Annotated in this window: 18 protein-coding genes; 5 read left to right on the top strand and 13 right to left on the bottom strand. The window is 58.2% G+C overall.

The features are described from left to right. Window positions 1–116 precede the first annotated feature (116 nt). Together ACA043_RS16865 and ACA043_RS16860 are read left to right on the top strand one after the other, a co-directional pair. Complete coding sequence (locus tag ACA043_RS16865; RefSeq protein ID WP_489881309.1) at window positions 117–590, top strand: PM0498 family protein; 474 nt, start codon at window positions 117–119, stop codon at window positions 588–590. A 49-nt stretch (window positions 591–639) separates the two neighbouring features. Next, window positions 640–987, top strand: coding sequence for a DUF7957 family protein (locus ACA043_RS16860; RefSeq protein WP_497657477.1), 348 nt, complete (start codon window positions 640–642; stop codon window positions 985–987). 81 nt (window positions 988–1068) lie between these two features. Here the strand turns inward: ACA043_RS16860 and ACA043_RS16855 are convergent, their stop codons facing one another. The 9 genes from ACA043_RS16855 to ACA043_RS16815 all read right to left on the bottom strand — a co-directional run bounded on the left by ACA043_RS16855 (window position 1069) and on the right by ACA043_RS16815 (window position 11956). Next, on the bottom strand, window positions 1069–2706 hold the full coding sequence (locus ACA043_RS16855; RefSeq protein WP_497657476.1) for a BatD family protein: 1638 nt from the start codon (window positions 2704–2706) through the stop codon (window positions 1069–1071). Further along, a complete protein-coding gene (locus ACA043_RS16850) occupies window positions 2703–4439 on the bottom strand; it encodes a vWA domain-containing protein (RefSeq protein WP_489879413.1) in 1737 nt (578 codons plus the stop codon). The genes ACA043_RS16855 and ACA043_RS16850 overlap by 4 nt, the downstream gene beginning before the upstream one ends. Next, a complete protein-coding gene (locus ACA043_RS16845) occupies window positions 4436–5515 on the bottom strand; it encodes a vWA domain-containing protein (RefSeq protein ID WP_497657475.1) in 1080 nt (359 codons plus the stop codon). The genes ACA043_RS16850 and ACA043_RS16845 overlap by 4 nt, the downstream gene beginning before the upstream one ends. After that, on the bottom strand, window positions 5508–6005 hold the full coding sequence (locus ACA043_RS16840; RefSeq protein ID WP_187678608.1) for a DUF4381 domain-containing protein: 498 nt from the start codon (window positions 6003–6005) through the stop codon (window positions 5508–5510). Before ACA043_RS16840 ends, ACA043_RS16845 begins: the two co-directional genes overlap by 8 nt. Further along, window positions 6002–6946, bottom strand: coding sequence for a DUF58 domain-containing protein (locus ACA043_RS16835; protein WP_497657474.1), 945 nt, complete (start codon window positions 6944–6946; stop codon window positions 6002–6004). Before ACA043_RS16835 ends, ACA043_RS16840 begins: the two co-directional genes overlap by 4 nt. A gap of 5 nt (window positions 6947–6951) precedes the next feature. Beyond that, a complete protein-coding gene (locus ACA043_RS16830) occupies window positions 6952–7911 on the bottom strand; it encodes an AAA family ATPase (protein WP_003218556.1) in 960 nt (319 codons plus the stop codon). 214 nt (window positions 7912–8125) lie between these two features. After that, window positions 8126–9835: an ATP-binding cassette domain-containing protein gene (locus ACA043_RS16825; protein WP_497657473.1), complete on the bottom strand. Its 1710-nt coding sequence runs from the start codon at window positions 9833–9835 to the stop codon at window positions 8126–8128. Window positions 9836–9861: 26 nt separating this feature from the next. Further along, on the bottom strand, window positions 9862–11055 hold the full coding sequence (locus tag ACA043_RS16820; RefSeq protein WP_497657472.1) for a YcaO-like family protein: 1194 nt from the start codon (window positions 11053–11055) through the stop codon (window positions 9862–9864). A 544-nt stretch (window positions 11056–11599) separates the two neighbouring features. Then, the gene (locus tag ACA043_RS16815) at window positions 11600–11956 is read right to left on the bottom strand and encodes a hypothetical protein (RefSeq protein ID WP_401267098.1); all 357 of its coding nucleotides are present in this window, start codon (window positions 11954–11956) and stop codon (window positions 11600–11602) included. Here ACA043_RS16815 and ACA043_RS16810 point away from each other — a divergent pair. From ACA043_RS16810 to ACA043_RS16800, 3 genes are all read left to right on the top strand, one after another. After that, entirely contained in the window at window positions 11955–12104 is a 150-nt protein-coding gene (locus ACA043_RS16810) for a hypothetical protein (protein WP_497657471.1), read from the top strand. The genes ACA043_RS16815 and ACA043_RS16810 overlap by 2 nt on opposite strands. A 213-nt stretch (window positions 12105–12317) precedes the next feature. Continuing rightward, entirely contained in the window at window positions 12318–13712 is a 1395-nt protein-coding gene (locus tag ACA043_RS16805) for a hypothetical protein (RefSeq protein ID WP_497657470.1), read from the top strand. A gap of 480 nt (window positions 13713–14192) precedes the next feature. Then, window positions 14193–19088, top strand: a complete 4896-nt coding sequence (locus ACA043_RS16800) for an NAD-glutamate dehydrogenase (protein WP_497657469.1) — start codon at window positions 14193–14195, stop codon at window positions 19086–19088. Between the two features lie 174 nt (window positions 19089–19262). On the opposite strand, the gene ACA043_RS16795 is transcribed toward ACA043_RS16800, so the two are convergent. The 4 genes from ACA043_RS16795 to pdxR form a co-directional block, all read right to left on the bottom strand. Next, on the bottom strand, window positions 19263–19976 hold the full coding sequence (locus ACA043_RS16795; protein WP_497657468.1) for an ATPase: 714 nt from the start codon (window positions 19974–19976) through the stop codon (window positions 19263–19265). Between the two features lie 237 nt (window positions 19977–20213). Next, complete coding sequence (locus ACA043_RS16790; RefSeq protein WP_497657467.1) at window positions 20214–20615, bottom strand: cupin domain-containing protein; 402 nt, start codon at window positions 20613–20615, stop codon at window positions 20214–20216. A gap of 140 nt (window positions 20616–20755) precedes the next feature. Then, the gene (locus ACA043_RS16785) at window positions 20756–21049 is read right to left on the bottom strand and encodes a putative quinol monooxygenase (protein WP_401266946.1); all 294 of its coding nucleotides are present in this window, start codon (window positions 21047–21049) and stop codon (window positions 20756–20758) included. A gap of 123 nt (window positions 21050–21172) precedes the next feature. Then, window positions 21173–22606 (bottom strand): MocR-like pyridoxine biosynthesis transcription factor PdxR, encoded by a 1434-nt coding sequence (pdxR, locus tag ACA043_RS16780; protein WP_497657466.1) that lies wholly within the window; start codon window positions 22604–22606, stop codon window positions 21173–21175. Between the last annotated feature and the right edge of the window lie 275 nt (window positions 22607–22881).

Genomic DNA, 22881 nt, shown 5'->3' with positions numbered 1-22881 from the left:
GCATGGTGCTGAAGGAAAAATTTCCGGAAAAGTCATTTTTCGTAGACGTTTCGAATTCAGAACAGGGTTACGGCCCCGTTGTTACGTTCTTTCAATTGAAACGATGAGTGATAGGAATGCTGAAATACAACAAAGCAATGGCCCAAGCGCTATCTACATTGCAGCCATTGAATACACTTGCTGCCGAACTGACTTTAGTAGCCGGGAAAGGATTTTTCCATAAGGATGGTTGTAAGTTTTTAAAGCACTTCGAAGCAACAAGTACCAATGTTGGTTTGGGACATTTTCCAGATCGCACGGGTTATGAATGCTTTGTCAATTCGCTGCATGTCGATGACTACGTTGAATCGGAATGGTTGAGTAGCGCGCTTCAATTTGCCAGCCAGCTGCTTGAGGCTTGGTCAGTAACTTCGGATGCCGAAATACTAGAGGTCATTGTGTCAAGTGATGAGTTTGGTGCGGTGGTAAAAGCTCATATCGTGCGCGATGGTGAGTGTTGGCTGGTTGATGATTTGGACCAATATGATGGTCCGGTATTGCTGGCTACCTCTGAAGGATCGGAGCTTGGTGACCTATTGGATAACATGTAGGCCTGGCCGCCATTACACTGGCTGATTTGTAGAGATTGAGGCAAGTTCAGTGAGCGAAATTGATTTTTACGCCGAGAGTGGGAGGTTGTTTGCTGGAGGAACTCCCGTTGATCTTCCCTATGCGGTGGTAGAGATTTTACGGCTGGCAGACCTATGTGTGGTCAGAGTTGAGCCCCCTGCTAGTGTCGTTTTCAATAGAAACGTATTTGCCGTTGCTACGCATGGCGTGACCCGTTGGCAAATTGCCGAGAGCCCGCACGGAGCGCAGTTAGATAAGCCGTATATGAATATCACGTGTGACAAAGACGGGCGGCTCATTGCGGGGAATTGGATAGGTATCGATTATTTAGTGGGTCTGGAGACTGGTGAGGTTTCAGCTGTGACTTTTAATCGATAGCAGAATCAAAAGATCGCAGCCTGCGGCAGCTTCTGCAGGGATTAAGTGTAGGAACTGCCAAAGGCTGCGATCTTTTGCTTTTTACTTCGGATAAAGCGGCGGCAACCCGCTGTCACCCACCGGGTCCTGCACCCGTTCCGCCGCCGGAATCGTGCGGATTGCCCGCCACAAATCCTCACCCTGCCAATGCTGGCCCGTCTCGCTGTACAGCGCACCATTAAGCCCATCCAGCGCATCCGACAACGGTACAAACCGCGCCGCCATATCCGCCAGCGTTTCCGGCTGCTGACGCGCCCATGCGTCCAGCGCCTGACGAGTCGCCTGCGGGTCGTTGGCCTGGCTCGCACGCTTGATGTCGTCCATCAAGGTGCGTGGACTCGGGCCGGTTTGTGCGGCGCGATGGACTGCCGGTTGCCAGCGCGCGCGCCACCACAGGCCGAAGCCGAGGAGGGTAGTGCAGGCGAGGATCAGGGTGCTGAGTTTCCACCACCACAACACGTCGTTATCGACGGCGCTCACCGGCAGGCTGCCGGTCGGGGTATCGACTTGCAGGCTCGGGTTGTTCGCCACCTGCAGGGTACGCGCCGGCAGGCTGGTGTGTTCCAGATGATCTTCGAAGGTGTTCCACCACACCACATCGACTGTCGGTAATTCAATCGAGCCGCTGCGGCTGGCCACCAGTGCTTCTCGTTCTTCGCGGCTGCCGATCAGGCCACGGTCGCTGCTCTGGTTGTTCAGCACCGGTTGATCCGGGTAGCGGCGCAGGCCGTTGACTTCGGTGGCGGGCAGCGCGGGCAGTTGTGAACTGGCCAGGCCTTCGACTTTCAGCGTCAGGCTGCGTGTAAGGGAGTCGCCGACCTGCATGTGTTCCGGCTCGGGATTCCAGTTTTCGCTCAGGCTCAGGGCGCGCGCTGGCAGCCATGGCGCATCGGCGGGGTAGGTCAGTGGCTTGGGTTTGACCGTCAGCGGAATTTGCGTGGAGCTGACCCGCAGCAGCTTGCCCGGTTTCGGCCCTTGCGCGGTCGCGTCCTGGGAGGGCTGAGTGTCGACCAGCGTCGCGCTGAACGTCTGTGGGGCGATGGTCAGCAAACCGCTGTGCTGCGGATAGATCGCGTAGCGCATCTCGATCACGCCGTGGCGCACGCCGTTGATGTCTTTCTCGTAGGTGCGGGTGTCGCCGAGTTGCTCGACCCGCGCATCGGCGAGTTGCAGCGGCGTCAGGCTGCTGTCGTCGTAGAGCGACACCGAATGGTAGATGCGCAGGGTCAGGATCGCCTGGGCCTGCACGTAGACACTGGACTGGTCGAGGCTGGCCTCGATGAACACCGGATCAAGGCTGTTCTTGTCTTCGCGGGTATCGCTCTCGACCACTTGCACTGTGATGGGCTGGCTCTGTGCGTCACCCATTTGCAATGGCGGGATCACCACGCTGCCGTTCTCTTTCGGCAGCAGGGTGATAATCCAGCGTGTGGTCGCGCGGTCGGCGCCATTGAGCGTGTTGAGCTGGTTGACTTGCCGCGTGCCGCGCACTTCGAACTGTGTCTCCAGCGGCGTCAGGTCGGGTTTGCCGAACTGGGTGACATCGCTGGTTTCGAGGGTGAGCTCGACCGTCTCGCCGGAGTTCAGGCGACTGCGATCCACACTGGCCGTCAGCTCGGCCGCCTGGGCGGTGGCTGTGCAGATCAGCAGTGGCAGCAAGAGAGCGGTGAAGCGGGTCATCGAGTGTTTTCCTGATCCTGATGTTGTTGCTGTTCGTACCAGAATTTGCGTCGCAGCAGTTCGCCCGGGTCGTCCGGGATCTTGCCCAGCCATTGCTCCAGTGCCTGGCGTTGTTCGCCTTCGAGGTTGCCCTCGCCGGGATGCAGCAGCGGCACCTCGTTCTGTTCTTCGTCCGGTTCGCTGCCCGGCACTTCATTGGGGCCCGGTTGCGGCGGGGTAGTTGGCGGCGGTTCGTTGGCCGACTCGGCGGGCTGGGCCTCGCTCTGGGTTTCACTTTTTACTGCCGGTGGTGGCGTAGTCGCTGGCGGCGGTTCATCACCAGGCAGATTTTGCTCCGACGGTTGGGTCTCCGGCTCGCTGGGCGGCGGCGTGGTCTGCTGCTTCAGCAGTTTTTCCACCAGCGCCTTGTTGGTCTGCGCCGGGCGCAAGTCCGGTTGCAGTTCCAGTGCCTGCTCATAAGCATCAATTGCCGCTTCCAGCTCACCGCTTTTTGCCAGGGCATTGCCACGATTGTAGTGGGCGCGAGCATCGCTGCCTTCGGCGAAACGCTGGGCGGCGCCACTGTAGTCGCCGGCCTCGTACAACGCCACCCCTTGCCACTGGTGATCGTCAAAATGTTGCGCCGCTTCGGCCGGGCGCTTTTGTTTGAGCAAGTGCAGGCCTTGTTGATCGGGGCGTAGCCACAGGTCTTCGAAGTCAAAAGCGTAGCTGGGTTGCGGCAGGCAGAACAGCAACGGCAGGCAGAACAACCAGCCGCGTCGCCCCGCACACGCAGCCAGCAACAAGAGTGGCAACAGCAGCCAGTAACCTTGATCGGCCCAGGTATCCAGACGCACGGTCTGGCCGTCATCGCGCAAGCTGCGCGGGCCGTTGAGCAGACCGAGCGCACCCAGATCACCTTCGTCCAGGCGGGCTGGCTGGTATTCACCACCGACGCTGTTGAGGAACGCCGAAAGGCCCGGGCTGTCGAGTTGCGGCACGCGAATCGCGCCTTGTTCGTCCTTGAGGAAACTGCCGTCCTCCTGAGCGATCGGTGCCCCTTCGGCGGTGCCGATGCCGAGCATCAAAAATTGCGCCGATTGCCCGCTCAGTGCGCGGTGAATGCCTTGGCGTTCTTCCTCGCTCAGCGACGAGCCGATCAACAGGATCCGGCCCTGACCCAGCGCACCTTGTTTCAATAAGGCCAGCGCTTTGTCCACCGCAAGATCCGCACGATGTCCGCTTTGCGGCATCAACGACGGCTTGAGTGCATCGAGCAGGTTGCGACTGGTCGCCAGGTCATCTGACAGCGGCACCAGCGTGTGGGCGCTGCCGGCGTAAACGACGATAGCGGTTTGCGCATCGCTACGCGCTTGCAACAGGTCGAACAGCTTGCGCCGCGCCTGTTCCAGTCGCGTCGGCGGTGAATCGGTGGCGAGCATTTCCGGGGTCAGCTCCAGCACCACCACCAACGGGTCGGCGGGTTTCTGGCTGGTCTGTTCGACGCGCTCCCAACTCGGGCCGAGCAGCGCCAGAATCGTCAGCAACCACGCAACGCCAAGAGCGACCCACGGCAATTTGCTTTCACGACCGTTACCGCCACTGAGCAGAGTGGCGTGAAACGCTGGCGGCAGAATCATCTGCCAGCGTCCGGCGCGCTTTTGGCGGTGCCAGAGCTGCCAGATCAACCAGCCGAGCAGCGGCAGTAGCAACAACCACCACGGACGGAACCAGTGCGGCCAAAGGGCGATCATCGGCGCCTCCGCAGACGCAGGCGTTTGAGACGCTCGCGCCAGTCAGGCAGCGGACTTTGCAGATATAGCTGCTTGGTGAACAGGCGTTGCAACGGGTTGTCCGGCCACAATTCGCGGGCGACCAGTAACAAACTGAGCCACAGGGCCAGCGCCAGCGGCCACTGATACAAGGCTTGCGCCGGCCGCGCCTGGGTCGGTTGCTGGGTCACCGGCTCGAGCTGGTCGAGGGTTTCCTTGATCGCTTGCAGCTCTTTACCGTCGTGTGCGCGGAAATACTGGCCGCCGGTGACTTCGGCGATGGCTTTGAGTGAAGGCTCGTCAAGATCCAGGCTCGGATTGACCCCGAGCAACGCGGTGGAACCGCTTTCTTCAGGGTTGGCGCCGATGCCGATCGGGTAGATCTTCACGCCTTCGCTGGCGGCCAGTCTTGCGGCGGTCAGCGGATCGATTTCACCACCATTGTTGGCGCCGTCGGTGACCAGAATCAGCACGCGGCTCTGCGCCGGGCGCATGCGCAGGCGTTTCAGTGCCAGACCGATGGCATCGCCGATGGCGGTGTTCTTGCCGGCGATGCCAATCCGCGCTTCGTCGAGCCAGACGCGCACGGTGTGGCGGTCAAAGGTCAGCGGTGCTTGCAGGTAGGCCTGACTGCCAAACAGGATCAAGCCTACGCGGTCACCGTCGCGGCTTTCGAGGAAGTCGCCGAGCAGGTGTTGCACCAGAGTCAGTCGGCTGACGTCTTCGTCCTGCCATTGCATGTCGGGGAAATCCATCGAGCCGGACACGTCCACCGCCACCAACAGATCACGACCGCTGGCGGCAATCGGCAACGGTTCGCCGAGCCATTGCGGACGCGCGGCGGCGGTCAACAGCAACAGCCATAGCAGCATGAACGGTGCCTGCTGACGCCACGCCGGCAGGTTGGCCCGAGCACGGCGGCGGGCGAGACCTTCCAGATCAGACAGGAAACTGACTTTAAGCGCCGGCTCGCCGCTGTCGGCCACGGGCAGCACGAGGCGCATCACCCAAGGGAGCGGGAACAGGACAAAGATCCACGGCCAGGCGAATTCAAACATGCTTGCGAATCCACGTGTCGACCGCTTGGGTCAGGCCGGCGATGGCCTTGTCGTCGAGTTTGCATTCCGGTTTGTAGGCGCCTTCGACCAACACCATCCAGCGCGTCAGGCCCGCCGCCGGGCAGCGGTTGTCGAGAAACGCCAGCCACTTGCGGCCATTGAGCGTGTGGCTCTGGCTATAGGGGTAGTGGTTGCGGCACAGGCGTTTGAGCAAACCGTTGAGTTGTTGCAGCCACGCCCCGGCCGGCGCGCCGTCGTAAGGTTTGGGCATCTGCGCCAGTTCAGCGAGGGCGGCGATGCGCACTGGATCAAGGGGCTGTTCGGCTCGCACGATCGGGCGTTTCTTGATCGGGATGAAACGGCGCAGACGCCATACCGCGAAACCGAGCAGCGGTAGCAATAGAAGCAGCAACCACCAGCCCGGTGCCGGCGGCCAGAAGGCTATCGGCGGGGGGGACATCAGTGGTTGCAGTTGTTCGAGGCCGTTCATCGACCTTTCCCCGGACGCTGCGGATTGAGGAACTCGCGCATCTGCTCGACCATTTCACTCTGCGTGCTCAATGGCATCAGCAGCACCCGCAGCTTTTGTGCGAGCAATTCCCAGCGGGCGATGCGTGCTTCAGCCTGAGCGCGATAGGTCTGACGCAGGTCGAAGTTGAGGGTGTCGATTTCGAGTTGTGCGCTGCGCTCGGCGAATCTTAAAAGCCCGGCGGCAGGCAGGGCGTGATCAAGCGGATCGGACAGCGGCAGCATCAACAGATCGCAATGGCGCGACAACAGACTCAATTGCTGTTCGGCGCTGTCGGATAGCGCACGCTCATCGCAAATCACAATCACCAGACTGCCCGGGCGCAGCACTTCGCGGGCACGGCGCAGGGCGACGCCAAAGGAATCGCGATCCGGCACACGCTCGCTGTGCAGCGACTGATTGACCTTCACCAAACGGTTGAGCAATTGCAGCAGGCTTTGCTTGCTGCGCCGTGGCTTGATTTCGTAATGCTCGTTATCGCCGAACACCAGCCCGCCGACCCGGTCGTTATGGCCGAGCGCGGCCCAGCCAATCAGCGCCGCCACTTGCGCCGCCAGCACCGATTTGAACATCAGCCCGGAGCCGAAAAACAGCCGCGTGCTTTGCTCGACCATGATGAAGATCGGCCGTTCGCGTTCCTCATGGAACAGCTTGGTGTGCGGCTCTTGCGTGCGCGCCGTCACGCGCCAGTCGATAGTGCGCACGTCGTCGCCGGCCTGATAGACCCGCACCTGATCGAAGTCGACGCCACGCCCGCGGAATTTCGAGTGATGCAGGCCGATCAGCGGGCTGCGCTGACTCGGCGTGGAAAACAGCTGCACTTCGCGCACACGGTGGCGCATCTCGATCAGCTCGGCGAGGCTGATGCGGATGCCCGGTTCGGACGGCAGGGGGGCGTTCATGGGGGTCAAGCGACGGCTACGACGTCGAGAATCCGCTGCACCACCCGATCCTGATCGATGCCGGCGGCTTCGGCTTCAAACGACAGAATGATGCGATGACGCAACACGTCGAACAGCACGGCTTGAATGTCTTCCGGACTGACGAAATCACGCCCGGCCAACCAGGCGTGGGCCCGGGCGCAACGGTCGAGGGCGATCGAGCCGCGCGGGCTGGCGCCATAGGCGATCCACTCGGCCATTTCCGGATCGAACTTGGCCGGCGTGCGCGTGGCCATGACCAGTTGCACCAGGTATTCCTCCACGGCGTCGGCCATGTACAGACCGAGGATTTCCTTGCGCGCGGCGAAGATCGCCTGCTGGCTGACCCGGCGCTCGGGCTTGGTCTCGCCGTTCAGTGCTTCTCCGCGGGCCTGCTGGAGGATCCGGCGTTCAACGGCGGCATCGGGGAAACCAATCTTGACGTGCATCAGGAAGCGGTCGAGCTGCGCTTCCGGCAGCGGATAGGTGCCTTCCTGCTCGATCGGGTTCTGCGTGGCCATTACCAGAAACAGCGGCGATAGCTCGTAAGTGCTGCGTCCGACGCTGACCTGACGCTCGGCCATGGCCTCGAGCAAGGCCGACTGCACCTTGGCCGGGGCGCGGTTGATTTCGTCCGCCAGCACCAGATTGTGGAAGATCGGGCCTTGCTGGAACACGAAACTGCCGGTTTCCGGGCGATAGATCTCGGTGCCGGTGATATCGGCGGGCAACAGATCAGGGGTGAACTGAATGCGATGGAACTGGGCTTCGATGCCCTCGGCGAGCTCTTTGATCGCTTTGGTCTTGGCCAGACCCGGTGCGCCTTCGACCAGCATGTGGCCGTCGGCGAGCAGGGCGATGAGCAAACGCTCGATGAGTTTTTCCTGGCCGAGAATCTGCGTTGAAAGAAAGGTTCGCAGCGCCAGCAGCGCTTCACGATGTTCCATCGGTGACTGTTCCTGGAAAGGGTGGCCACGGGCGTTCGGATAACGCCGGGGCTGGGGGCGTTACTTTAATCCATCGCGGGGGGTGGCGACTAACGGCATTTTGCAGAAATGTGTGGAGGAGAGCGAAGATCAAAAGATCGCAGCCTTCGGCAGCGTCTACAGCAGATTGCATTCCAATGTGGTTGCTGCCGAAGGTTGCAATCTTTTCGCGCTTTTATTGCTCGGTAGTTTGAAGCTCATTGAGCAGCAACTTGATCGCTGCCCTGTCGATCAGATCATGCCAAGGGCCATCTTCAATGATTTCGCCGTTATGCATAACGATGACACGGTCGAATCGGTGTAGATGGCTGACATCGTGCGTAACACAAATCAAACCTTGCCCGGCAAACGTCTCGAAAAGCAAATCCCAAACCGGTGAGGCGAGCCTCGGCTCGATTGAAGCGCTCGGTTCGTCAAACAGGTTAAATTTACCCGGCCGATTAATCAGTCGCAGCAGCGAGAGGCGCTTGGCTTCACCGCCGGAAATATTGGTGGCATTTTCGCTGATGTCGCGGTGGCTGACGATCTCTTCAAGCTGTAAGCATTGGATCGCTCTGCGCAAATGCAGCGCAGGATTAACGCCGAACAGGACTGACCTGTCGAAGCTGCCCTCAAGGAATTGCGGGGATTGAGGGCAGTAACGCAGTATTTGCAGATGGCTTCGAGCGTTCAAACGATCAACGGGTATGTCATCAATGTTCAGTTGACTCCTCACTGAAGTGTTCAGTCCGGCCAGTGCTTCCAGCAGAGTGGACTTGCCAGCGCCGCTGGGGCCGGTGATCGCAACGGATTGCCCCTGTTTAAAGTCGATCGGGTTTGCGATTGATAGCCGGACGGCACCATTGTCGGTGATCACGCAGGGTTCCAGGCGTAACGTTGATTCTTCGTGCTCGGTCAGTTCGCTTTCACGGCCTTCGTGATCAAAATCGGCTGATTTGAGCAGCTGCTGGAGGCGGCGTTGATCCGCTAAAAACTGATCCAGCACTCGATAGCCTTCGGTCAGGGCTGAGATGTTGAGCAGGAAGGTCCCTGCGATGGAAAAAATCGCGACTAATTGCCCGACGCTGATGCTCGCTGACCCTGACAACTGATCGACAACTCCCCAACTTAGCAACCCTCCTGTGGAAAGGCTGATAAACAAGACTTTTGCCCCGCTCAACAAACCGCCGGATCCTGCGACGGTCACTGCCGCTTCGGCATATTGATTAAAGGCCCTGTTCAATGGTTGCAGTGCAGTGTGCTCAGCGCGCTCCAGTTTTATCGATTTTCCTGCCTTCAAGGTGTTGAACAGAACCGCGCTCAGTTCATCTTCCTGCTCATTCACGGCATCAATATGTTTTCTGCGCCACCTGATGATTCGATGGGTGGCAAACAGGTAAAGGACCCCAAGGCTCGCCATCGCAAGAAAAATCCAGGTGCCGCCCATGTACCAAAATGCGGCGGCAACGATCAGAAACTCCAGGCACAGTGGAAACCCCACTGTGACGAAGAATGTCAGCAGTTGTTCGTGGGCGGTGATTCCGCGCTCTACCGATTTGATGAAGTGACCGATGCGCCAGGTGCTAAATCGACAGAACTCCTTTCCCATCAATTGCGCCAACCATGTAATCGACGCGTTCATCACAATCCGTTGGACGAGTTTTGAAAGAAGCAGTGTCTGCAGGGGCGCAATAATCGACTGAGCACATCCGGCCAAGGTAAAGGCCGCCGTAAAGATAAGCAGTGTGTTGAGGGTGGTGTGGTCTGCGTTACTCAGCGAGTCGACAATGGCGCCCAGAAGCAATGGAGGCGCAAGGGCTAGCAGCTTTAGCGAAATAATGGCGGTGATTGTTGTGACCAATAGCAGTCGATGCTTTTTGCAAGCTGTACTAATGAGTATCCGCATGGAGATCTACCTGTTGGTCGTGTTTGTTAATTATCAGGTGCGGAAGTCTTAGTCTTATTTAGCAGGATGTGCTGCGGTGCTACCAATTGACCGTTTCTGATGATGTTGAATCTATCAAGGCCGGGTATGTATGTCTGGATGACGATGTTTGTGTTTGAGTACTGTGCGACAGTTCTATGGAAAATTGCTCTGTCGATGGCTTTCAATTTTCGCTGCAGTAATTCTATTTGTTGTGTGACGGAACTGGTCAATTTTTTTGAGAAGGGTTCAAGAACTCGGAGTTTCAGGTTTTTCACCGGGGCGAAGTCTATTAGGTTTTTTAAGGCGTCACAGCTTGAAAGCATGTCAAATGTTTTGCGGTCAGAGGCTTCTTCACTGACGTCATATAGTGTGCTTGACTGGAATTGTTCCGTGACTGCCCTTTGAACAGCAATGCAGATATCCAATGAGCATCCAGAGCCAATGGGGGAAATATGCAGGTCACCTGGTCCCATCTTGGGGAACGCAACCGAAAAATAGACACCGGACTCATCTCTGATAATTATAATTTGCAACTTGCTTGCTGCCTCTAAAGCATACGGGCGATGCAGCAATGCTTGAGCGAGTAATGCTTTGGAAGGCGTGTAAAGGTCCATTGCAGGCCGTATCGCGCAAACGGCGAGAAAAAAACACGACAACAAGTGTCTTTCTATGACTTCAAGAGCGCCATGGAGCAATGCCTCTGCCTTGGTGCATCCGAATGCGATCCCGGAGTTTGAGGCATAGCGGCTTAAGAAGCGGGTTTCTTGAGCAACTGTTTCGTTCTTGCCGGCATCTGGATGCAGGAGAATGCATGGCACAAATAGTTCGTGCTCGTCATCAAGGGCTGTAAGGCGAAAACACTCCAGAGATTCGCCGGTGCTTGGCAGGCTTGCAAGTAAGCCGTCGCATTGAGCATCCTGCTGAGCGGCGATCACATCGCAGCTTAAACCTGATCGCTGCGACTGCTTGCAGTGGAAGGTGCCGTAGTGTTCAAGGCTCTCGGCCAGCGCGCCGATGAGGGCATCAGGTCCCTTGCCTGCTCCAGACTCAATCAGTTTTTTGTCGTTGTCGTAAAGTTCAGCGATTGCAACCATATCGCCAGCGCCGACATAACGAACAAGTGCTTTGAGTCCTAACGCCTGGATGGAGTTGGTTATTTCTGTCAGTGCTCTGCTGGGTGTTAGTTCGCGCTCGGACATTGCATGCCTCATCGGATTTAAATGCCGAAAGCCAAACTTTCGGCATTTATCGTGGGCTGGTTGGTAGATCCAATCAGCGGGTTAATGAAGCGAAGAATTTCAACTCGGTTGCGAGGAAACCTTCTGAAAGACCTGTGATCTGTGACATGTCATCGAAGGTGTTTATTTCAGAGCGTTTTTTACCCATGGTAGTAACTCCATTTGATATTGAATTTTCGATGCTGTTGTGTCAGCGCCGAACTTGCGAGGTTGTCCGCAAGTGGGTTTATTAATAGCAATGAACGCACGGCCAAACAATCAGATGACGGCGTAAGACTTCCGATGGTTGCGTAGGGCAGTTCTGGTTGGGAAGTAGGAGGGAACTTTGCGGGAGTAAACGTGAAAGGTAGTGCGCTCGCGCACTTGGTGAGATTGATGGTCTCTGAGTGTTTAAGGCTTTCAGCGAAGGTTGATGCGAGACGTTCGTTACAGGACTGACAATGGCGCGACGCAATTTATTTGAGCGCCATCGCCATCCATTTTCCGAGTGAGGGAGATGGCCTGATCAGTTGAGCTCACTGATATAGGTGCCAGTACCATCGAGGATGTTCCTCAGGGTTTCCTCAACTTCGGCTAGATCATCCGCGCCGGTGCTGTGGGTGATCTCCAACACATCATCCCCATTCAAAGCATCGGCATCCCCTGCGGCAATCTCGATCTTCAGCAGAGTCGGAGTCAGGGTCACCTTGACGCCGTCCAGGGTCGAAGGCTCGCCATCCAGCGTGATCTCCAGCTCATCCTCGTCCGGGTAGCGGCTCATCAGGAACATGTCGCCCTTGTCGCTGTGGCAGCAGAGCATGGCCATGTTGTCTTCTTCGTCGTCGCACGGGTTGACGATCAGTAGGGCGGTGGTCATTTGCATGGGGGTATTCCTGGTGGGCGGCGTAATGAGTGCAAGGGAAAACGCGATTTTGCCAGTCACGGCGCATTTACGCTGCTGCCATGTTCAATTGCTTTTGGAAAAAAACCTGCACCACCCAATTGAAAAGCTGACTGAAGAGCTCGTTTGACGCTCAGTGGATGAAAAATGTAGGGGTGTTCCTTCATCCACTTCCGCTCACCGGTAGAGAAATATCCGACGGCATTGTAAGGCATTTGTTTTGACGGGGTTTTTCGGTGTTTTTATGGGTTTTCGCTTGTTTTCGCGGCACTTTAGCGATTAGTTTCGCCGTTCGAACGCAAAGGAGTGCTTAACGAAAACTGAAAGAAAAGGACCTCTTTTCATGCACCAATATTTTGAGCTCGCCGAAGAAGTCAGACACTTGACCGAAGAACAGATCGAGCAGGTTTATCAGCGTTATCTGGAGGGGGAAAAAAGTGCCGCACTCATGGCCGAATTCCGAATCCCCTCGACTGTGCGCAGCTTGTTGAAAGTGCTGCCGCCAATCGTCAGCCAAGACCTCACGTGCCCCTATTGCGATCTGCCGATGTGGGTTCGTCGGCATGCCAGGGGCACCCCTGTAACGCTGCGCAACCCGTTCAAGTGCGTACGTTGCGAGCATCGTTATTTTGCGACAGGCGTGAATGTTCGACGCACACCTTGTACGTGCAAGGAATGCTTCAAGGTTCGCCAGCAGCAATTGGCGGCTCAGGCAGAGCGCGATCGTCTCGAGCTTGAGGTTCGCTACGGAGCGTCAAGCCCCACAGTGCCTTACACAAAACTGGGTTTTGTACAAAAGCTGGCATTGCTGGCCTTGCTCGACGACGGCAATGGCGCCAATGTTCAATGGATTGCGCCGCTGAGCGCGCCATCCAGAGGCGAATCCCTTGCGCCGACCGACGAAGCCAGTGAGGAACTGCTGAAAGATCTTCACGAGACCGGCGTATTGGCTGTTGCGACGGATTCCGATATCAAAGCCTTTGATCGAACGGATGGCTGCTCTATCAGCGATTATTCAGCCGTGCGCTGGCGAACTAACGTTGCGGTGGAGGGGGATGTACGCAGTACGCGCGACAGTTTGTACCTGGCGCTGTATCAGGAATTGTCCGGGAGCGTTCAGCCAGCGTGGAAAACCGAGCTCTATTCGTTGATCTTCAATCTGGCCCGGGAGGAGTCGATTCAATACATCCATGTGTTGGCCAATGAAGTGAGTTTTGCATTCACCGCCGAAGCCCGTGCCGAAACGGTCGTGGGGCAGCTGTTGCAAGACTTTTCGGTGAGCCAGCTCTATTACTTCGCGCGCCTGGCGGTAAAAAATGCCGCGCATTTCTACGCAACCGGTAACTCCAAGGGGCGCAACCACGCGTCCAATACCATCCCGCGTAACATGCTCGGGACGGCACAGGATGCCCTGGCGCGAAACTGGCGCAAAAACGCTCACCGCGACTCGCGAGTGCCGCAATCAGCCCTGCATCGATTGTTGTATGACGTCGTGCTCAAAGACAGCGGAGCGGGGTTTTCCAAATCCCCGGGGATGTATTGGCGTGATGAGCTGGTGCCACAGTTCTTTTCTGGCACAGCTTTCGATGCTGATCTGGTCGGCCATCTGCAACTGTTCTGCCGCGAATGCGACTCGAGCAATATCGACGCCAGCATGGACAAGATGACCTTGCAGATGATGTGTTACGACTGCGCTACCGTGAGCAAATTCAAGGCTTACGAAGAGTTGCCGGACTGACCCGCGTCAACCGCTGGCGCTGAACCCGATGTCACGCTCAAGGTCGATAGAACGGCCTTGGGCGTTTTCGTTTCTGGATATGTAGCGGCAAAAGGTCTGCACCTGGCACGAATGTCCCGTAAATACGGGCATTCAGACCAGCGTTTTTCGCCCTGACTGCTAGTGTTTATCGGTGCCAAAGCCTCGGTTTACGTGCCAATGACCGAATATGTCGCAGCACCGCAAGCAGACACATTGTCGCACCCATTAAGCTGCGCATCGGATGAGCACCCGTAAAGGCATTGTCGGCGGTCCTGACAGTCGTTTTTGCAGATGCCCATTCAATGGAAGGTGAATGTGACCTGAGTGTCTCGTCCAGCTTCACCCACCTGTCCCCCTGTTTCCTCTGCCCGAGAATCAGGAGCAGGGTGACTCAAGCCCCGGAAGGGGTGTTGCACGCGACGCTTTCCATCAATAACAAGCTTAAGCGGAGTACCACAGATGGCGTTCTTCACCGCAGCCAGCAAAGCCGACTTCCAGCACCAACTGCAAGCGGCACTGGCGCAGCACATCAGTGAACAGGCACTGCCACAAGTGGCGCTGTTCGCTGAACAATTCTTCGGCATCATTTCCCTGGACGAGCTGACTCAACGTCGCCTCTCCGACCTCGCTGGCTGTACTCTTTCTGCGTGGCGCCTGCTTGAGCGCTTCGATCACGCGCAACCGCAAGTGCGCGTCTACAACCCCGATTACGAGCGTCATGGCTGGCAGTCGACCCACACCGCGGTCGAAGTGCTGCACCACGACCTGCCTTTTCTGGTCGACTCGGTCCGCACCGAACTGAACCGCCGCGGCTACAGCATCCACACCCTGCAAACCACCGTGCTCAGCGTGCGTCGTGGCAGCAAGGGCGAGTTGCTGGAAGTCCTGCCAAAAGGCAGCACCGGCGAAGGCGTCCTGCATGAGTCGCTGATGTACCTGGAAATCGACCGCTGCGCCAACGCGGCCGAATTGAATGTGCTGAGCAAAGAGCTGGAACAGGTTCTCGGTGAGGTCCGCGTCGCGGTCGCCGATTTCGAGCCGATGAAAGCCAAGGTGCAGGAAATCCTCGCCAAGCTCGACAACAGCGCTTTCGCCGTCGATGCCGACGAAAAGACCGAAATCAAAAGCTTCCTGGAATGGCTGGTGGGCAACCACTTCACCTTCCTCGGCTACGAAGAGTTCGTGGTCACCGATCAGGCCGATGGTGGCCACATCGAGTACGACCAGAACTCCTTCCTCGGCCTGACCAAACTGCTGCGCACCGGTCTGACCAACGAAGACCGTCACATCGAAGACTACGCGGTGAACTACCTGCGCGAGCCGACCCTGCTGTCGTTCGCCAAGGCTGCGCACCCGAGCCGCGTACACCGTCCGGCCTACCCGGACTACGTGTCGATCCGTGAAATCGACGCTGACGGCAAAGTCATCAAGGAACACCGCTTCATGGGCCTGTACACCTCCTCGGTGTATGGCGAGAGCGTGCGGGTTATCCCGTTCATCCGCCGCAAGGTCGAAGAGATCGAGCGCCGTTCCGGCTTCCAGTCCAAGGCTCACTTGGGCAAGGAACTGGCGCAGGTTCTCGAAGTACTGCCGCGTGATGACCTGTTCCAGACTCCGGTCGACGAACTGTTCACCACCGTGATGTCGATCGTGCAGATCCAGGAACGCAACAAGATCCGCGTGTTCCTGCGCAAAGACCCGTATGGTCGCTTCTGCTACTGCCTGGCCTACGTGCCGCGCGACATCTATTCCACCGAAGTGCGCCAGAAGATCCAGCAGGTTCTGATGGAGCGCCTGAAGGCCACCGACTGCGAGTTCTGGACGTTCTTCTCCGAGTCCGTGCTGGCCCGCGTGCAGTTGATCTTGCGTGTCGACCCGAAAAACCGCATCGACATGGACCCGCTGCTGCTGGAAAAAGAAGTCGTACAGGCTTGCCGCAGCTGGCAGGACGACTACGCCGCACTGACCGTCGAAAGCTTCGGCGAAGCCCACGGCACCAACGTGCTTGCGGACTTCCCGAAAGGCTTCCCGGCCGGCTACCGCGAGCGTTTCGCCGCGCATTCGGCCGTGGTCGACATGCAGCACCTGCTGAGCCTGAACGAAAAAAATCCGCTGGTGATGAGCTTCTATCAGCCGTTGGGCCAGGTATCTGGTCAACGCGAGCTGCATTGCAAGCTGTATCACGCTGACACCCCGCTGGCGCTGTCCGACGTTTTGCCGATTCTGGAAAACCTTGGCCTGCGCGTACTGGGCGAGTTCCCGTACCGCCTGCGTCACACCAATGGCCGCGAGTTCTGGATTCACGACTTCGCGTTCACTGCCGCTGAAGGCCTGGACCTCGACATCCAGCAACTCAACGACACCCTGCAGGACGCGTTCATCCACATCGTCAGCGGCGATGCCGAGAACGATGCGTTCAACCGTCTGGTACTGACTGCCGGCCTGCCATGGCGCGACGTGGCGCTGCTGCGCGCTTACGCCCGTTACCTGAAGCAGATCCGTCTGGGCTTCGATCTGGGTTACATCGCCAGCACCCTGAACAACCACACCGACATCGCTCGCGAGTTGACCCGGTTGTTCAAGACCCGTTTCTACCTGGCGCGCAAGCTCGGCAGCGATGATCTGGAAGACAAGCAGCAGCGTCTGGAGCAAGCGATTCTGACCGCACTGGACGACGTTCAAGTGCTCAACGAAGACCGCATCCTGCGTCGTTACCTCGACCTGATCAAAGCCACCCTGCGCACCAACTTCTATCAGACTGATGCCAACGGCCAGAACAAGTCGTACTTCAGCTTCAAGTTCAACCCGCACGCCATTCCTGAGTTGCCGAAGCCAGTACCGAAGTTCGAAATCTTCGTTTACTCGCCACGCGTTGAAGGCGTGCACCTGCGCTTCGGTAACGTGGCGCGTGGTGGTCTGCGCTGGTCCGATCGTGAAGAAGACTTCCGTACCGAAGTCCTCGGTCTGGTTAAAGCTCAACAAGTGAAGAACTCGGTCATCGTGCCAGTGGGTGCGAAGGGCGGCTTCCTGCCGCGTCGCTTGCCACTGGGCGGCAGCCGTGACGAGATCGCGGCCGAGGGCATCGCCTGCTACCGCATCTTCATTTCCGGTCTGTTGGACATCACCGACAACCTGAAAGACGGCGCGCTGGTACCGCCGGCCAACGTCGTGCGTCATGACGACGATGACCCGTACCTGGTGGTGGCAGCGGACAAGGGCACTGCAACCTTCTCCGACATCGCCAACGGCATCGCCATCGACTACGGCTTCTGGCTGGGTGACGCATTTGCGTCCGGTGGTTCGGCCGGTTACGACCACAAGAAAATGGGCATCACCGCCAAAGGCGCGTGGGTTGGCGTACAGCGCCACTTCCGCGAGCGCGGCATCAATGTTCAGGAAGACAGCATCACTGTGGTCGGTGTCGGCGACATGGCCGGTGACGTGTTCGGTAACGGCTTGCTGATGTCCGACAAGCTGCAACTGGTTGCCGCGTTCAACCACCTGCACATCTTCATCGATCCAAACCCGAACCCGGCGACCAGCTTCGTCGAGCGTCAGCGCATGTTCGATCTGCCGCGTTCGGCCTGGACCGACTACGACACCAGCATCATGTCCGAAGGCGGCGGCATCTTCTCGCGCAGCGCGAAGAGCATCGCCATCTCGCCGCAGATGAAAGAACGCTTCGACATCAAGGCGGACAAGCTGACCCCGACCGAACTGCTGAACGCCTTGCTCAAGGCACCGGTGGATCTGCTGTGGAACGGCGGTATCGGTACTTACGTCAAAGCCAGCACCGAAAGCCACGCCGATGTCGGCGACAAGGCCAACGATGCACTGCGCGTGAACGGCAACGAACTGCGCTGCAAGGTTGTGGGCGAGGGCGGTAACCTCGGCATGACCCAACTGGGTCGTGTGGAATTCGGTCTCAATGGCGGCGGTTCCAACACCGACTTCATCGACAACGCCGGTGGCGTGGACTGCTCCGACCACGAAGTAAACATCAAGATCCTGCTGAACGAAGTGGTTCAGGCCGGCGACATGACCGACAAGCAACGCAACCAGTTGCTGGCGAGCATGACCGACGAAGTCGGTGGTCTGGTGCTGGGCAACAACTACAAGCAGACTCAGGCCCTGTCCCTGGCGGCGCGTCGTGCCTACGAGCGCATCGCCGAGTACAAGCGTCTGATGGGCGATCTGGAAGGCCGTGGCAAGCTGGACCGTGCCATCGAGTTCCTGCCGACCGAAGAGCAGATCAACGAGCGCGTTGCGGCAGGCCATGGCCTGACCCGTCCTGAGCTGTCGGTGTTGATTTCGTACAGCAAGATCGACCTCAAGGAACAGCTGCTGGGTTCCTTGGTGCCGGACGACGATTACCTGACCCGCGACATGGAAACGGCGTTCCCGCCGACCCTGGTCAGCAAGTTCTCCGAAGCCATGCGTCGTCACCGCCTGAAGCGCGAGATCGTCAGCACCCAGATCGCCAACGATCTGGTCAACCACATGGGCATCACCTTCGTTCAACGACTCAAAGAGTCGACCGGCATGAGCCCGGCGAACGTGGCTGGCGCCTACGTGATCGTGCGTGACATCTTCCACCTCCCGCACTGGTTCCGTCAGATCGAAGCGCTGGACTACCAAGTCAGCGCTGACGTGCAACTGGAGCTGATGGACGAGCTGATGCGTCTGGGTCGCCGTGCTACGCGCTGGTTCCTGCGTGCCCGTCGTAACGAGCAGAACGCTGCCCGTGACACCGCGCACTTCGGTCCGCACCTGAAAGAGCTGGGTCTGAAGCTCGACGAACTGCTGAGCGGCGAAATCCGTGAAAACTGGCAGGCGCGTTATCAGGCGTACGTCGAAGCCGGTGTGCCGGAGTTGCTGGCGCGTATGGTCGCGGGTACCTCGCACCTGTACACCCTGCTGCCGATCATCGAAGCCTCCGACGTGACCGGCCAGAACCCCGCCGAAGTGGCCAAGGCCTACTTCGCCGTGGGCAGTGCGCTGGATGTCACCTGGTACCTGCAACAGATCAGCGCTCTGCCGGTTGAAAACAACTGGCAGGCCCTGGCCCGTGAAGCGTTCCGTGATGACGTCGACTGGCAGCAACGTGCGATCACCATCTCGGTCCTGCAACAGGGCGACGGCACTCAGGACGTGGAAGCACGCCTGGCGCTGTGGATGGAACAGCACGAAGGCATGATCTCGCGCTGGCGCGCCATGCTGGTGGAAATCCGTGCTGCGAGCGGCACTGACTACGCCATGTATGCGGTTGCCAACCGCGAGCTGCTGGATCTGGCATTGAGCGGGCAAGCGGTGGTGCCTGCGGTTGCTGCGAATGCCGAGCCTGAATTGGCGTAAGTAGTGGCTGAATGAGAAAGCCCCGGTATCGTGAGATGCCGGGGCTTTTTTATGTCTGAAGGTTTTGTGGTGTCTGGTCTGGCCCCTTCGCGAGCAGGCTCGCTCCCACATTGGTTTTGTGATCGACACAAGTCCCCTGTGGGAGCGAGCCTGCTCGCGAAAGGGCCCTTACATTCAATACAACTTCTGACCTTGTTTACTATCCAGCATCGACACTTTGTCCGCCGGTCTGGCCACTAAATTGTTGAGCGACTGGTCAAACTTCTGCAATGCCCTTACTTGAACGTCTTGTTGTTGATTGATGTCAGCAACAATCTCCTCCGAACGTTTGAAGTCCGCCCAGATCGGCGTCAGTTCTTTAGCTTCCGAGCCTTTAGCCGTGCCGATGTAGTTGAGTTGTGCATCATAAAAATCGGCACTCACGTCCGCCTTGATATCGGAACTGCGCGAGGTAATCAATTGGCTGTGGGTGCCAATGATTGCCACCACATCCGGTCTGGCCGCACGCAGGCTTTGCATGTCCGGGTAGACCGTTACCGAGCCGAACTGGCGCTGTAACGAGGCGTTGACCCATTCCACCGCCATGTCCGGTTTTGACGTCGCGACATAGGCGTCATGGATCGGTTGCACCAGCAGGCTCTGGCCGAAACCGGTGCCGGCATTGGCCTGATAGTCGCGCAGGTATTCACGATTGGTTTGGGTGCTTGGGCTGTAAACGACACCGAGCGCGACGCCGGGACCGCTTTTCACCTGAGTAGCGCTGCTGCGGCCGGTCGGATGGGGCAGTAGCGTGTCAAGGGATGAGACCGCTTGGGGAGCGGTGGGTACGGAACAGGCGGAGAGGGCTAAAACGGAAATTACCAACGTACTGGCCAACGCAAGTTTCATGGTGGATCTCCCGTGAAACAACCTCAGTCGGAAAGTTACAATTGCCGAGTTTTAAAAGGGCGCTCGGCGTTAATTCAGACTAAACCGGAGAACCTGTAAGGCAGCTGACAATTTGTCGGTTTATTAGCGCGTGGATAGTTTCATTTGCTTTAAACGGCATCGGTTAATTGCGCCGAGCAATAAAAAGGCTCAAATCAGTGATTTGAGCCTTTTTATTTATGGCTGGCCAGACAGCCATCAGTCTTTCAGGGGGATCAACACCTGCTCGTCCGGGGCCAACACCATAAACACCAGCAACTTCGCCGGTTTGCTCTTACTGGCATTTTTCGACACCAGATGTTCGGAGCCGGCCGGTTCGTACCAGAATTGACCCTTCTTGTAAGTTGTCGGCTGTTCACCCTTGACCTGGGAAATCACTTCGCCCTCCAGCACGTAAGCCATGGCGGTGCCCTCGTGTTTGTGGGCGATGGACGATTGGCCGGGCTTGTAGTCGACTTCGATCATCATGGCCTTTTTGCCGGGGGCGTTTTTCAGCATCTGGTCTTGCAGCACCGTGACTTTCTCGGACGAGTCATGGGCGAGCGCCGAGGCGGAAATCGTCAAGGCGAGGGCGGCGGCGAGGACGTGCAGGGCTTTCATGGCGGATCACCTGTGAAGTGGGGATTTAGGTGATCACAGTAGTGCGCGGGGTGGCGCATTCAAACGGCCAATATTCGGGAAGATCGGGTGACCAACCTGATCTGCGGGGTGATCAAAAGCAAAAGATCGCAGCCTTGCTTCTAAACGATAGGAAAACTGTTGAAATCCACGCTATTGGCCAGACGGCTGTCGATCAAGTCGATAAAGCCCTGCGCCTCGGGCCGGTTGAAATGCGCCTGCATCGCCGCTTCCGACTGCCAGTGGGCGCTGACCGTCCAGCGGTGGCTGTCATCGGGGCAGCGGTCGACCATATAGGAGTCGCAGCCCGGGGTTTCGCGCAGGGTTTCGACGATCTTCTGCAGTTGCCTGCCCAGTTCATCCGAGCGGCCGGCGGCAGCCTGCACCTGGACGGTGTTGATCACTTCGTTGGACATTGCTCACACTCCTGAATCAGGCCGGACGAATCCTGCTCATTGAGGGATAACGCCTGTGCAGGATAGGCCGGCCACCCCGTATCACCAATAACCAATCGGCGGTTAATCCGTTAGGCCAATCACTCAAGCGACTTGCTGAAGGATGTCGCGCAGGCGATCCAGTGCGATATCGATGTCCAGCGTCTCGATGGCGCCAAAGCCGAAGTACAGACCGCTTTTCACCGGTTGCTGATAATAGAAACCGTCGATGGCGTACAGCCCGACTTCGACCTTTTTCGCCAGCTCAATCACCAATGGCAGGTCGATCGGCTTCTTGCACAGCGCGGCCATGTGGAACCCGGCGCTGGGTGGCACGGCCTCAAGCCACGGCGACAGATCGCTGGCCATGCGCGCCAGAATCCGCTCGCGGCGCTGGGCGTAAATCGCATGGCAGCGCCGGATATGTTTGAGCAGGCAGCCCTCGGCGATGAACTTCGCCAGCGCCCATTGCGGCAGGGTAGAGGCGTGCAGGTCGGTGAGTTGCTTGGCGCGGATCACCGCTTCAAGAATCGCCGGCGGCAGGATCGCATAACCCAGCCGCAGCTCCGGCAGCAGTGTTTTAGAGAAGGTCCCGACGTAGGCGACGATGCCGCGCTGGTCGAGACTGAACAGTGAGTCGGTGGGCCGGCCCTCGTAGCGAAACTCGCTGTCATAGTCGTCCTCGATGATGATTGCGCCCAGTTCATGGGCGCGGGCCAGCAAGGCTTCGCGACGCGCCGGACTCATCGGCATGCTCAGGGGAAACTGGTGCGACGGGGTGACGTAAATCAGCCGCGTGCCCTCGGGAATGTGCTCAACCACAATGCCTTCGGCATCCACGGGCACGCCGACCACTTCCGCGCCGTGGGTGCCAAACAGCAGACGGGCCGGCGGGTAGCCCGGGTCTTCCATCGCCACCCGGCTGCCGGGGCTGATCAGTACACGAGTGATCAGATCCAGCGCTTGTTGCGCGCCGTTGCACACCACAATGTCTTCGTCCTGGCAGTTCACCCCACGGGAAAACGCGATGTGCCGGGCAATCGCATTGCGCAGCGCCGGCAAACCTTCGGGCGCGCTGTAGAAGCCTTTTGAACCGGCCATCTGGCGCATGGCGTGGGAGACACAGCGGCGCCAGTCGTCATGGGGAAACTGGCCTTTGCTGGTGGCACCGCCAATGAAGTCGTAGCGCAACGAGCCTTCCAGCGTCGGGTGGCGCAGGAACACCGGCAGGTTTCTCCAGCGCTCGATCACCTCGGCGCTGGCCAGCTCGGTGTGGCTTTGCTTGCGCTGGACTTGCGCCGGGCGTGCGTTGACGTAGGTGCCTTTGCCGATCACGCCGGTCAGGAAGTTTTCGTAGGTCAGTTGGGCGTAGGTGTCGGAAATGGTCTTGCGCGAAATCCCCAGTTGCTCGGCCAGCAAGCGGCTGGGCGGCAACTGTGTGCCAGCGGCCAGACGCCCGGATTCGATGGCACCACGCAGTTGTTGATACAACTGACCAGCCAGATCCTTGCGGCCGTTGATCACAACGTGAAGTTCCATACCGACGCGGCTCCGGGGGGCGAATTGACGTGTCGGCCAGATTACCGCTGTTGCCTGATCGGCAGTAGTTGCGCAGCCGAAAATCCCAAAATTGGCCCCAATCCCTGTAGGAGCTGCCGAAGGCTGCGATCTTTTGACTTTGGTTTTTTATAAACAAAAGCAAGATCAAAAGATCGCAGCCTTCGGCAGCTCCTACACGGGATTTGTGTTTGGCCGGGATGCAGTGGTGTGCCGGTTTTCCGTGCAATTGGGGCTGTAATGCGTCGCTGTCGGCG

Source organism: Pseudomonas sp. LBUM1648 (genome assembly GCF_059716145.1).
This window is presented reverse-complemented; position numbering and strand designations above follow the sequence as displayed.